This window comes from Streptomyces blattellae (assembly GCF_009709555.1).
Classification (GTDB): Bacteria; Actinomycetota; Actinomycetes; order Streptomycetales; family Streptomycetaceae; genus Streptomyces; species Streptomyces blattellae.
The window spans coordinates 1-12,876 of sequence record NZ_WJBG01000141.1 but is presented as its reverse complement, the minus strand read 5'-3'; the positions used below and the strand labels follow the sequence as shown (position 1 = coordinate 12,876).

General features: G+C 66.1%; 7 protein-coding genes and 2 pseudogenes. 1 reads left to right on the top strand and 8 read right to left on the bottom strand.

Translation table 11 applies throughout. The features are described 5' to 3' along the window. The 6 genes and pseudogenes from GFH49_RS15195 to GFH49_RS41485 form a co-directional block, all read right to left on the bottom strand. Positions 1-313: pseudogene (locus GFH49_RS15195) on the bottom strand (IS21 family transposase); the annotation flags it as partial. A 666-nt stretch (positions 314-979) separates the two neighbouring features. Further along, positions 980-3,919, bottom strand: coding sequence for an RNaseH domain-containing protein (locus GFH49_RS15190; protein ID WP_155056410.1), 2,940 nt, complete (start codon positions 3,917-3,919; stop codon positions 980-982). A 32-nt stretch (positions 3,920-3,951) separates the two neighbouring features. Further along, entirely contained in the window at positions 3,952-7,275 is a 3,324-nt protein-coding gene (locus GFH49_RS15185; protein WP_155056409.1) for an ATP-dependent DNA helicase, read from the bottom strand. Further along, entirely contained in the window at positions 7,272-8,543 is a 1,272-nt protein-coding gene (locus tag GFH49_RS15180; RefSeq protein ID WP_155056408.1) for a restriction endonuclease-related protein, read from the bottom strand. The genes GFH49_RS15185 and GFH49_RS15180 overlap by 4 nt, the downstream gene beginning before the upstream one ends. 65 nt (positions 8,544-8,608) lie before the next feature. Next, positions 8,609-9,529, bottom strand: coding sequence for an XRE family transcriptional regulator (locus GFH49_RS15175; protein WP_230396306.1), 921 nt, complete (start codon positions 9,527-9,529; stop codon positions 8,609-8,611). Positions 9,530-9,658: 129 nt separating this feature from the next. Then, positions 9,659-9,844: pseudogene (locus GFH49_RS41485) on the bottom strand (helix-turn-helix transcriptional regulator); the annotation flags it as partial. 313 nt (positions 9,845-10,157) lie between these two features. On the opposite strand from GFH49_RS41485, the gene GFH49_RS15170 reads away from it, so the two are divergent. Further along, positions 10,158-10,373: a hypothetical protein gene (locus GFH49_RS15170; RefSeq protein ID WP_155056406.1), complete on the top strand. Its 216-nt coding sequence runs from the start codon at positions 10,158-10,160 to the stop codon at positions 10,371-10,373. Positions 10,374-11,091: 718 nt separating this feature from the next. Here GFH49_RS15170 and GFH49_RS15165 read toward each other — a convergent pair. Continuing rightward, positions 11,092-11,358, bottom strand: coding sequence for a helix-turn-helix domain-containing protein (locus GFH49_RS15165; protein WP_230396305.1), 267 nt, complete (start codon positions 11,356-11,358; stop codon positions 11,092-11,094). A gap of 215 nt (positions 11,359-11,573) precedes the next feature. Beyond that, positions 11,574-12,826, bottom strand: a protein-coding gene (locus GFH49_RS15160) for an IS3 family transposase (RefSeq protein ID WP_230396121.1) whose coding sequence is annotated in 2 segments (ribosomal slippage) — positions 11,574-12,544 and positions 12,544-12,826 — 1,254 coding nt in all. Because the reading frame shifts where the segments join, the coding sequence is not laid out codon by codon here. Between the last annotated feature and the right edge of the window lie 50 nt (positions 12,827-12,876).

The following is a 12,876-nucleotide window of genomic DNA, read 5'->3' as shown; positions in this document are numbered from 1 at the left end:
ACACCGTTGTATAGGCGATGTCGGCTCCAAGCTCCTGCTGAAGCCGCGTCAGGATCCGCTTGACGGTGTGCCGCTGCTTCGGCGGCGCGTCCAGATCTTCCAGCAGCCACTGGTCGATCGTCTTCTTGAACGGCTCCAGCCGCGGTGAATGCCGCCGCGGCGTCCGCCGCGGAGCAGGCACGGTCGACGACAGAGCCTCCCGCACCAGCCGACGGTGCACCCGGTACTTACGCGCCAGCGCACGTACCGACAGGCCCTCCCGCCACGAGTCACGCCGTATCAGCAGGAACAGTTCTTCCTTCGTGGACGCCACCCGGCATCGCCCCCTCACGGCGGCCCACACCGAGCGTGTCAGTTCGGGCCACCAGGGTGGGGCCAACTCAAGCCGAAACAACCCCCGAACGCTCCCGTGCGCCCCGACAGTGGGGCCAGTTCGGACCGAAAAAGTGGGGCCACTTCAAAGCGTTAATGCCACCCGACACGCCAGCGGGCGTGTTCGGACGCAGCAGCCTATGGACAAAGATCGATAACGGTGCTGTGTGAACCTCAGCTGAACCGAGCAGCTGCTGCGGTACCGGCCGAATAGAGACTGCCCCCTTGGCCACGATCCCCGATTCGGTGCTCACCCTCCCACGCCACAACGCTGCAGTGTGATCTTTCCGGCAAGATCACACCCAAGCTGCAGACCTCCGTACCCTCCACGTCTCACCCGACGAGGCCCGATGGCTGGAGAACACAACCCTCCGCCGGGGAGCCACCAGAGTCTCTCGTCGCCCGGAGGGGCCAGGGGCAGGTCCCCACAGCCCTGGCTGCATAAACCCCGCTGTCACCTGATCACGCAGCAGTCCCAGTACAGGTGAGCCAGACGTTGGCCCACCTGTACTCGTGGCAGACGGAAACTCGGGCCGGTCACCGCCGTCGTCAGCGGCCAGGAAGATGGGTTCGCCCCTCCTGACATCACGATCGGCGCATTCCCCGGCTATTCGTCGGCGGCTTCGTCTCCCTGCTCCTCGGGCGGCGCCGACCGACGGTACTGGGGATGATCGAGGTCCAGCTGTTTCGCTGCATGCAGAGGCACGGGGTAGCGGGAGCGGTCGGACCAGGCGATGGTCTGGTGACACAGGCGGGCGGTTGCCCGTGCGAGCATCGTCCGGTCGACCCCGTTGGCCTTGCCGACTGGGTAGATCTCGGTCGCAGTGACAGCCCACCACGGGGACTTGAGCTCGTTCGTCTCCCGTTCCCCCTCCTCGCCTCCCCTGCCCGGATCAGCGTCCCAGCGAGTGATCGTCTTGCCCAGGTCTCCGCCTTTGGCCTGGTAGTTGCGCGGGATGTTGAAGAGGATCCAGAAGGGGGTGCCGAAGTCCACCTGAGCGCGGTGCAGTTTGGCCGATGCGAACAGGATGGACTCCTTCTCGGTGTCCGGGTCGCTCTCGCGGGGGACGGGAACGTACTGGGGTACCTCGTCCGGGGCGACGTTCATCCGGATGACGGCGCTCGGCTTCTTGCGCGGTGCGTTCTTGCCTTTGCCGTATCCAGGCAGCCAGGTGCGCGGATCGGTGATGTCGTCTTCTTGGTAGCTCTGGTTCTCGTTGTGCAGGCCCGTCCACATCCGACGGCAGGCGTGGCCGTCGACCATGACGACGTAGTCCATGCCGGGTTCGAGTTCGTCGCGGACGAGGCTGGCGAGGGCGTCTTCGACGTGGGCTGCTGCCTCGGCCCAGCGTTCCTTGTCTGTCTCGCCTTTGCCGTCGACGTGGAGTGCGTAGTCACTGGCGTGGAAGGCGGTGATCGCCTGCCGGTAAGGCACCCAGGTCCCGATGAGGGGGGTCCACGCTCGCATCGTCCAGGCGCCGCCTTCCTCCTCCGGCGGGAACAGCGCGGTGGCAACGATGATGCGCTTGGTGTGTTTGCCGTCGGCTGTCTTGGCCTGCCGCCGGGCATGGATGCCGCAGTAGACGAGGTTTGCGGCTTCGTGGCCCCTCTTGTCCTTCGCGATGGCCCGTGCGAGGCGCTGGTCGATGATGCCGAGTGAGCGGTACAGGTCGAGAAGCGCCATGTAGGCGGCGTGATCTTTCCCTGGCTTCGGAGGACTGATTTCTGTTGCGGGGTTTCCGAACGACCCCGGCTTCATCCCCTTCGTGAACTGGCAGACGAAGTCCTTCTTGGCCAGGAAGCGGCGGACCTGGAACTTCCCGTCATAGCGCTCCTTGCGAAGCAGGAAGGCCTTTCGTTTCTCTCCCTCCTTCTTCTTCAGGGCAGGGATCTCGGTCTCGCACCAGACACCGACCATCACGTGTGACTCGCTGCCGGCGAAGTCGTCTTCGAAGGATTTGAACTCCACGGCCCGGTTGATGTCGTCGCCGTGTGACAGGAAGCGCTCAGCCTTGCGGAAGACCACGCTGATGCCGGGGGTGAGGAAGACCTCCTCGCCTGGCTTCGGATCACCGATGGGCGGGCCGTCCGGGAAGGCCAGGGACAGCGCGTTGATCATCCGCAGGCGGGTGCTGTGGCGGTACCACAGGCATACGATCCGCAGTTGCTCGAACCCTTGGGCGTTCACGGACGCGGTGATCTCTTCGGGCGGGGGGAAGCCGATGGTGTGCAGGAGTTCGCCGGCTTCGATCCGGCGGGCCCGCTCCTGCGGGGAGATCTTCTGCTTGTCCGTGGGGCGGGGCTCGAAGTTCATCGGTTCCACCGCGAAGTCGACCCAGGTGGCCTTCTCGCCCAGCACCTTGGTGACGTGCTCGGCGAGCAGCCGCAGGTGAAGGGTGCCCGGTCCTGTGCCGACGGCGAAGTTGTCGTTCTTCGGCATGAGAGGGCGGATGACCCCGGCGTCAGGGGTGATGAACGAGGGGAATTCCCCGTCGCCGGCGGCCTTCTCCAGCACGGCCCGTTCTTTCGTGACGCGCGTCTGCAGCTCCTGCAGAAGGCTGACGTCCATCCTGTCGCGCGCGAGCAGCTCCAGGGCACGCTGGTTGACTTCTCGGACGCTGCCGTTGCGTACCAGTTCGGTGTGGAGGATCGGAAGGCCGTCGCTGCCCTGGTAGATGTGCGTCGACTTGGCGAAGACCATGTTGCTGTGGACGCGGGTGACATGGGCGTCCAGGAAGATGACCGGGTCGACGACGTTGGGCTCGGTCTTCATGACCACCGAGAGCCGGGACATTGCGTACTGGGCCTTGGTGGCGTCGTTCACCTCGGTCCCGTCGTCACGGACGTTGTACTTGCGCCCGAAGGGGTGGTCCCAGGCGATGAGACCGCCTCTGCTGTCCGGAAGATAGGCGACGTCCCGTTTGTTCGGGTTGGCCTTCCAGCCGATCGTGCGGTTCTTGTAGACCTGTTGCCCGTCGGCGTCGAGCTTGAGGGAGCCGTCCTTCTCCTTGGCGGGGACCTTCTCGGTGATGGGGACGAGGTCGTAGATGGTGAACTGCTGCTCGGCGAGCTTTTTCGAGATCACCCAGGGCACGGCCACGTACATCCAGTCGGGGCATTTCGGTTGCTTGCCCGGCACTGGCTTGAGGAACCGTGTCATCTCGAACTCCTGCTCAGGCGTGTTCGCGATCGCGTCGGCCACCGGCGGCACGTCGAAGAGGACGGCCTGGTCGGTGTTCAGCCCTTTGCTGTAGCCGACGATGCACCGGAAGACGTGACGCAGAGTTTCGTTGTCAATCTTCTCCAGTGACACCAGGAAGTTGAGGTACCGGTCGAGGTGCACGTACCCGCCGGTCTTGAACTTCAGGTAGGTGAGCGCGGTTGAGTACGGCAGATTCTTTTGCTCGTCGTCCCCGTCGCCTTTCAGCTTCTCCCATTCATCCCGCACGCTCCGCGGGAAGATGCGTACGTACACCTTCTGGCCCTGGACGAGTTCGGGGGTGCAGCGCAGGGTGAGGGTGCTCGGGAGAGTGGTGGTGTCGCTCAATGCTGTGATCTCTTTCGGGAAGAAGTGCTGGGCTATGCGGAGAGGGCGAGGTCGACGCCTGCGTAGGTCAGGAAGGCGTTGACCGCTTCGCCGTACAGTTCGGCCATCTGCCGGCGTTCTTCCGGCAGCCACCGGGAGGCCATGCGTTCGATGATGCTGGCCAGGTCGGAACTCCAGGTCTCGTCGTGGAAGGCGTAGTCCACGAAGTGCAGTTCCATGTTGGTGCCGCCGCGTCGGGCTCGGCCAGCGAGTTGGATGAGGGACACCAGCATTCCGGCGACCATCTGCTCCTGCAGGACGAGGTCCATGGTCGACAGCTGTGGGGAGGAGCGCAGGATGGTGGCCAGGTGATCGCGTGCTGCGGTGCGGGCCGCCTGCAGAGCCTCGACGGGGTCCGCCGTACCGGATGCGGGCAGCGAGTTGATGCCTGCGGCGTTGACGCTGCCGTACATCCAGGTGGGATCGTCGATGATCAGCGGGGGCCTCACGCACAGGTAGATGGAGTGGATGGCTGAGCGGAGATTGACGACGATGTTGAGTCCTCTGGCGATGTTAGCCAGGGGGGCGATCAGGATGTCGCCGAATTGGGGGAATTCCTCGACTTCTTCGACGGTGATACGGCGGACCAGTGACGGGTCGGGGAGGTGGCGGACGTTGCTGAAGCGGTCTTCTTCCCGGACGAGGACGCACACGCGGTGGGAGAGTCCTTTTGCCTTGGCCAGGCCGGTGGCGATGTGGCCGCACTGTTCGTAGCTGTTGGCCGTGAGGATCACGCGGGCGCGTGCGCGGGTCGATTCCGACTTGGCCAGTCGCGTGAGTTTCCTCGACAGTTTTGTCTCGTACAGGCGTTCGCCGATTTCGCGCAGGGCTTCGGGTTTGTCGGAGGGGAACTGGCCGGCGATCGGGATGCGTTCTCCGGCCTTTCGGTGGCCGTTTCCGTAGGTGACGGCCGAGGACTCGACCAGGATGGATTCTTCCTGGGCGTCGGTCATCCACCACATCACGGGGGCGTGGACGTGTTCCTTGACGGCCTGGGGGAAGTAGGCCGTGGCGGAGAGCCCGAAGATGGGCCGCTCCACGCCGGCGGTGATCAGGGAGACCAGTCCGCCGAGTTCCGACACGTAGGTGTGCGGGTCGCCGGCCATGTGCTGGGTGGAGAGCTTGGCGTCCTTCTCCGGGTTCTTCATGCCGGTGACCCGGTAGCCGTTGATAGGCCTGCCGATCGTTCCGTGCGGGAGCACGTCGGCAATGCCGCCGGAGCGCATGGAGTCGATGATGCGGTTGGCGGTGAGCAGGCCGGAGTGGCGCAGGGACTGGGCGGTGTCACGCAATACGGCCAGGGACACGTCCAGTTCGCTCATCAGGGTGCGGATGAGGAGGTGGTCGATGGCCCGGTTGCGTGCGCGGCCGTCGCTGATCATCGGGGCGAGTGCCTCGTGGAGCCTTAGCTTGAGCGCGTCGCGCTGGTTGATGCCGCGCGGTGACACCACGGTGGCGAGGATGCTGCCGACCTGTTCCCACTCGGGGGCCAGAAGCATGGGTGTGGTTGCCGTCTCGTCGTCTTCGCCGAGGTCGGGGGCCGGGACCAGGGCGTTGAGCCGGTCGATGGCCTCAGGGGGAAGCGGCTGGCCGTCGCTGACCTGGTATTCGGGGAACAGGAGGCTGATGAGCTCGCGGTCCTTGGAGCGGGGCAGGCGCCACCCTTCGTAGTCGTATTCGTGCCGCAGCCGCGGGACTCTGGCGTCGTCGTGGTGGTTGAGCCGGAATGCCTTGGTGCACAGTCCGGTCAGCAGTGACTCGGCCATGAGCCGGACGTGGCTGACCGGTTCGATCAGCTGGTCCTCGAACCGCAGGGGAAGATGCTTCGCTGCGGTGTCGAGGATCTGCGGTTCCGCGGTCCACGGATGCCGGGAGTGCAGGTCGACCGTGGTGGCGCAGCGGTCGACGGCGACGGCCTGGAAGGCGTCGATCTCGTCGATGATGACGAAGTCGCTGGCGCGGAGCACGAACTCGCGGACGGTGACGGACCGGACGGGGCGGCCGTCGATCTGGATGCCCACCTTCATGGTGCCCTGGATGAAGTTGTGGTGGTTGGTGACGATCACTGTGGCGTCCGCGGCCTGGTAGGCGGGGGTGAACTTGCCGCAGGTCGGGATCCAGGGGCAGGCCAGCATCTCTTTGCCGCCGCGCAGGCTCAGGCAGTTCTCCTTGCCAGGACGGTAGATGCCAGCGGAGTCGAGCCAGTGCTGCTGTGCGCACCCGTAGGCGAGGTGGTCGACGTCACGGCGGCCTCGCTTGCCCCATTCCCCGGGGGCGTCGGGGTCCTCCTTGACCAGGGAGGCGTGTTTGAGGGCCCGCTCGTGCCGCGAGGACGGCGACATCAGCGGGGCACACGTCGCCAGGTGCTCGGTCTTGCCCGCCTCGTGCAGGATCTCAAGGTCGCGGCTGATGTCCCAGACGGAGGCGAGTGTGGCTTTGACGTCGGGGACGAGCAGGGTGACGCGGTAGTCGTTGAGTGCGGCCCACGAGCCCAGGAGACGGACCAGCACGGACTTACCGGTTCCGGTGGGCGCGTGGAAGATCTGGGTCCGGCCGGCCAGGAGGTCCAGCACGTTGACCCTGTCGGTGTCGCGGGCCTTGACCCGGTCGAGCAGGCCCGTCAGCACCTTGTGCAGCCAGGGGCCCGCCTCTGTGTCCTCGTACTGGGTGTCCAGGAGCCGTGCGATGTCCTTGAGCTCCTGGACGTAGACCGGGACTGTGCCGAGGCTGGGCCGGGTTGTGAGGGCCGGAAGCGCGTCGTGGCCGAGGGGCTGGGTGAAAGCGGGAAATCGGGGGATGGTCACACGCCCGTGGACGATCTCGTTGCCCTCGGTGCGTTCACTCGTCTCGTACGTCTGGCCCGGCGCTGCGAAGTCGTGGGGTTTGCGCCGGCTGCTCGGCCGCCGGAAGGGCAGGAGAAGGCTCTTGGCGTAGCCGAGGTAGTCCCCTCCCAGATGCGGGTAGGCCGCGGTGGCGGTGAGAGGGTCACCGGCCAGGGTGAACAGATGGAGGGTGGCCTCCTCGTCCTCCTCGTCACCGGTGTTCATGGCCCCCAGGAGGATCCGTGCGGCGGAGGCGAACCGCTTCTCGTCGGCGAGGTCGGGGTTGCTGAGCTTCATCACCTCGGCCACGAGAAGGCGTTCCTCGCTGTCCAGCTCGTTCCATTTCTCCCACGCCTGGGGTTTGCAGCTGGCGAAGAACGCCGCGTGATGGAAAGAGGCCAGCGGCTTGCCTTCGTCGTCCTGCTGCGGGAAGTAGTGGGCGGCCAGGGCCAGCGCGGCGCGGACGAAGGCGTCCCTGACGGTCATCTGGCTCATACCCACACCACCCCGGCGCTCCGGCAGACCATCTGGGCGAAATCGGTCATGGTCGCGGCCTTCATTCCGTACTTGTGGCAGGTCACGGTCAGCAGGGGGATCTGGTCGGCCCGGTGGTCGGGAACGACGAGCCATTCGGCACCACCCTTGTCCCCCTCGTTGCGGTGCAGGCTCTCGGCGAGGACACGGCCGTGGGTGTAGTCCTTCACATCCACGGTGAAGAGGTGAGTGCTCCCGTCAGGGCCCTTGACCTCGATGCGGTGGTCGTAGGCATCGCTCATCGGCCAGAGCCTGACGGCCTCGTCCACATCTGTCAGTGCGGCGGTCAGCCGCTCCCGCAGAACGGTGTGCAGCCGCAGCTCGTGCAGGCCGGGCACGCAGGTGTAGCGCCATACGCCGCGTTTGAGGGCCAATTGCCCCTCAACCGGTTTCGTCTCCGGCACGGCAGCGGTGGTGCTCAGCGCGAGCGCTGCCTCGTGTGGAGCCGGGGTGTCGGGGCTGTCGGGGTGCAGCTGCGGCGCGTCTCCGGACGTGGGCCGGAACACGAAGCTGGCGCCGGTATCGGCGTGACGGCCGTAGAGGCAGGCGACTCGGTAGTACTCGCGGCCCGCGCTCATCCGCTTGCTGATCTTCATGGGCCACTTGCACACCGTGCAGGGGAACCACCAGGTGCGGTAGATGGCGTGGTAGGGGATCGGCTCGTAGTAGCCGATCGCGTTGAGGGGCAGGCCGCGCTTGTTCAGCTCCGCGGCCGTGCCGGCGGGGCATTCCACCAAAGTGGTGCGGTCCTTGACGTACTGGGCGTCACCGCGGCCCTTGAGGATCTCGTACATCTGATCCTGGTCGATCTCGTCCTGGAGCTGCTCCTCGGTGAACGTCATACGGCCGACCCGCCGGAGCCGCCTCAAGATCCGGTGCAGCTGGGAGGTCTCCCACTGCAGATCGAAAGCGTTGCCGGTGACGCAGCCCTCGGCGTCGACAACGGGAAAGTTGAGATCGCCGAGACCGGATCGGTCCAGCCACGGCGGGAGCAGGCCGTCGATGTGTCCGCGCAGCCTTCGGCGGAACTCGCCGAACGACAGGGGCACTCCAGGGCCGTACGCGGCGAGCAAATCACCGTGATACCGCATCAGCTGCTCCGCCCGCTCCCTCGGGCTCAGGTCCGGGGCAGTGATCGTCTGGCAGGCTTTGATGAAGGTGAAGTTGATCAGGCGGAACGCCTCGAAATGGGAGAACGTCAGGCCGTCGTCATCGACATGGGTCGTCACGGGAAACGACCGTAGAGCACGGGTCTGACAACGGCCCCGGAACAGCCCCGGACCGCCCTGAACGATCATTGTGGTGGAGACGCCGCGTCCGGGTACATCTCCGCGTAGACGTGCAGGTAGGCGGCAATGTGCTGCTGCCCGAGCGCGGTGGCGTGCCACCGGTATTCGAGGACATGCGTATCGCCCGGCGCCATCCGCGGACGCAGCTCGATGAATCCTCTGCTGGGATGCGACTGGCGCTTCGGCCGGTAGCCGACAGCCAGGTAGAACAGGGACTTGCCCGTCAGTTCGCTCTCGTGGAGACCTTCCGGTCCGGCAGCGGCGACGCGCAGCAGAGCACCCCACAGCCACTCGGACAGCAGATGCGCGGGTGGCGCCGGCTCCGCAGGTTCCCCCAGCCCAGCACGGGCGCAGGCACGGCCGCGGCGAGTGATCTCCACCAGGGTGCGGTCCACCTCGCCGACCCCTGGCACCTCCACACGGTCCCTAGTCACTTTGATCAGTTTCAGCCGCTCCAGGGAGTGGAGGGTGGCCCCGGCTCCTCGGTCGTGGACACCAGCGCTCCGCAGCCGCTGCTGAAGGCGCGTGTGGCCGACCACTTCTGCGGGTGCGTCGAGAGCAAACGGCAACTTCCGCCACTGTCTGGCCGGCGGAACCGTGACCTCGTTCTGTCGGCGCATCCACATCTCAGCCTCGGTCATGCGGTCGTCCCGCAGGATCTCACCGAGATAGACCTGCTGCCGATCATTCAACCCCTCCCAGCCCTCGACTGCTGACGCCGGAGGCCCGTGCCGCTCTCGCTCGGGCAGGCGCGGGGGTTCATCGGCCGGGCGAGTACGCATCCAGGCATCCATGACCATGCGGACCGGCACCTCGTATACAGAGGCGAGCTGCTGCACGAGCCGGCCTGTGCACTCGGTCTTCCGCCAGTTCCAGCCGGACACCCGACGGTTCCGCTCCAGGCTGCGGATCTTGTGTGCGTCCACAAAAAGATCACGGCCGATGCCGGTAGCCCGCAGTCGTGTGGCAACTTGCTCAGCGGTGAGACCAGAGGCATACCGGAGGTCAACCAACGTCTCGGTCCCGCTAGGCGTGCCTGTGAGGTCAGCCGTGGCGCAGCCGAGAGCGTCGGCGAGTCGCCGCACGTTTCTGGCTCCAGGTACGTACCTGCCTTCCTCCCAGTACACGACCACGCGATAGGTCACCCCCACACGATCGGCCAGCTCCTGCGGAGTGAGCCCAGCCTGCTCACGCAGCGCCCGGATCTTCGTGTACTCAACGGCCAGCAGATGCCTCGGCATACCCGCCAGGAAACCTCAGTGAAGACTTCATGGCAACCTCCCCAACGACGGCGGCTTGTCCCAGAGGGCTGCAGGACGAAGCCACCAGGGCCTGGAACCTGCACACCGTGAACCGCCCTGTACTTGCCCGCCGACGACCCGGACGCGAGTGACAGGACCCGGCAGTTCGTGGCCGACTACGACACGTACGTGAAGACCACCACGACAGGCACCGATCCCTGGAAGCAAGCAGGACGGCCATTCCGCGGTCTCGTACGACGCCTTCCACCTCCTGTCGGAGGCCGTGCACCAGGCCGGGATGCGTCACTCGGGCATGGACCGCGCGTCCGTCCCGCTGGCCCTCGGTGCCGACATCGTCTTCGACGGAGCCACCGGATTCGTCTCCCACGACGGCACCAACACCCCGCCCCGCGACAAGACGCTCGTCCTGCTGCACCAGTCAGGCAACCGCGCGGAGACCGCCCTCGCTTGCGGTGCCTACCGCCACGACCAATCCAGCGAAGAGCAGGGACCGCCCTGCGCGGGCTGATCGGCCGATTCCGGTGTTCGCGGCCGTCCGCGGCCCTGATCAAGACCTCGACGCCGTGACCAGCGGCCTCACGCTGCGCTGCTCCAGCGCCGTCGTCGAAGGCCACGTGCACATGGATCGGCCCCGTTCGACGGGGGAACCGGCGCACGCCAGGGGCGTCCGTTGACCGCTACGGCGGTGGCGGCGCGGTACGCCGTGGGCGAAGACGGTCAGGCAGTTAGCGCCGGGGGCGGCTGAGTCAGTCGCATGGTCACGCCGGACAGTAGGACTGTACGGCGGAGGCCACCGCGCCGAGCCGACGAGCCGAGGGCCGGCGGCGGGCGGGGACGTCCTCCAGATAGTTCTCCGCCACGCGGACGTCCGGGAACTCCCGCCACCACGGCAACAGGGCCTCGCTGACCCGCTGTTCGGCACTCCGGGCGCCGGGCGCCGCAATCGACCGCGGCCTCGGACGGCACGTGCAGGGTGTTGCGGACGACGCAGCGGCCGACGACCGCGTGCAGGCGCTGTTCCGCCGGACCGGCGACGCGGCGGTCGGTGGCTCACGGCCAGTCGGACGGCATGGTCATCGGCCGGTACGGTGCCGCGGTGCCGGTCTGCGCGGTGTTGGGGTTCCCGCAGAAGCCCACGACGGCACTGTGGTCAGCTCACCGCTCCATACGTCAGGGCCGAGGTCGCAGTATCTCGCTCGTGGACGGTTCCACAGGGCGGGATCCGTTCAAGGCCCGGTCTCCGTCTCGTCGGGCACCTGAAAGACATCTTCGAACAGCCGCGCTGGCGCGACGTTCAGGCCGGACGCGATACTCAGGACGGTCAGCACGCCCGGATTGCGCCGCCCATGTTCGATGTAAATCAGTCCGCGAAAGCTCAACCCGCTGCGTTCGGCTAGTTCCTCCAGGCTGTAGCCACGCTCTTCTCGAAGACGCCGGATTTGCATTCCGAAGGACACAAGTCGCGGATCCGGCAGAGGTTCACTTTCAGGCACACGGTGACTCGACCGTCACACCTTCGCGTACACCATGAACAACTGTGCATAATTACAGGCCGTGACGGAAAGCATCGCCTGGCCGACAGTGAGCAGACCGGTGCGCGGCGAGATTACGCGACGCACGTCCCACCAAAGTGACCGTCAGCGCGATGCCCCCGAGGGCACTCCGTGCCCTCAAGTCACCGTGAACCGCCCCGAGTTCGATAGAGATCTCAGATGGTTGTTGTGACCTGGTGTTTCGTGGTTCCCAGGTAGTAGTTGGTCTCGTATTCGACGGGCGGGATGTGGCCTATTTCACCGTGGAGTCGGCGGTGGCAGTACCAGTCAACCCATTCGGCGGTAGCCAGCTCGACCTCGCTCAGGGTCTTCCAGGGGCGGCGGGGCTTGATGATCTCGGTCTTGTACAGGCCGATCGTCGACTCCATCAGCGCGTTGTCGTAGGCGTCGCCGACCGAGCCGATCGAGGCCGCGATGCCGGCGGCGTCGAGGTGTTCGGCGAGCTTGAACGACGTGTACTGGCTGCCCGCATCTGAGTGATGAATCAGCTCGCCAGGGATGTGGGGGCGGCCTTCACGGTCGCGCTGCCAAAGCCCCATCTCCAATGCATCCAGGACGAGTTGGGTCTCTTTGGAGGTGGAGGCGGACCAGCCGACGATGCGGCGGGAGAAGGTGTCCACGACGAAGGCGACGTAGACGACCCCCGCCCACGTGGCCACATGCGTGAAGTCGGCGACCCAGCAGCGGTTCGGTGCGTCGGCGACGAACTTGCGGTCCACCCGGTCCGGTGCCCGGTCGGCCGTTTCGTCGGGGATCGTGGTGATCACTCTCTTGCCCCGCACGGCGCCGGCGATGCCCATCTCGCGCATCAGCCGCTCGACGGTGCAGCGGGCCACCCGGTGGCCCTGGCGGTTCAGCTCGCGCCAGATCTTCCTTGCCCCGTAGACACGGAAGTTGGACGTGTAGACCTCCTGGATCAGCTCCTTGAGTTCCTCGTCCCGCACGGTTCGCGCGGACGGGTTCTGGAGTCGTTTCTTGTGGGCGTAGTAGGTGGATGGGGCGATCTTGCAATCGTGCTCGGACAGCACGCGGCAGATCGGCTCGACACCGCCGAAGCGGTCCCGGTGCTCGTCGATGAACGCTACGAGCGCAGGTGTGGCCGGTCGAGCTCGGCCGCGAAGAAACTCGCCGCAGCCTTCAGGATCTCGTTCGCCCGCTTGAGTTCAGCGTTCTCCCTCTTCAACGCCTTGATCTGCGCGGACTCCTCCGTCGTCGTCCCCGGCCGCTGCCCGGAGTCGACCTGGTCCTGCCGCACCCACTTGCGCAGCGTCTCATTCGAGCCGATGCCCAGTTTCTCGGCCACGGCCTTGATCGCGGCGGACTCGGTCGGGTAGTCGCCGCGAACTTCGGCGACCATGCGCACCGCGCGACGGCGCAGCTCAAGCGGATAGGAGGAAGGTCGTGCCATGACTCGATCCTTTCACGAAATCGAGTCTCCATTCGAGCCGGGGCGGTTCA

Excerpts from the sequence above, each read along its gene's own strand:
- GFH49_RS15185 (WP_155056409.1), bottom strand. The coding sequence starts at position 7,275 with ATGAGCCAGATGACCGTCAGGGACGCCTTCGTCCGCGCCGCGCTGGCC.
- GFH49_RS15170 (WP_155056406.1), top strand. The coding sequence starts at position 10,158 with ATGGACCGCGCGTCCGTCCCGCTGGCCCTCGGTGCCGACATCGTCTTC.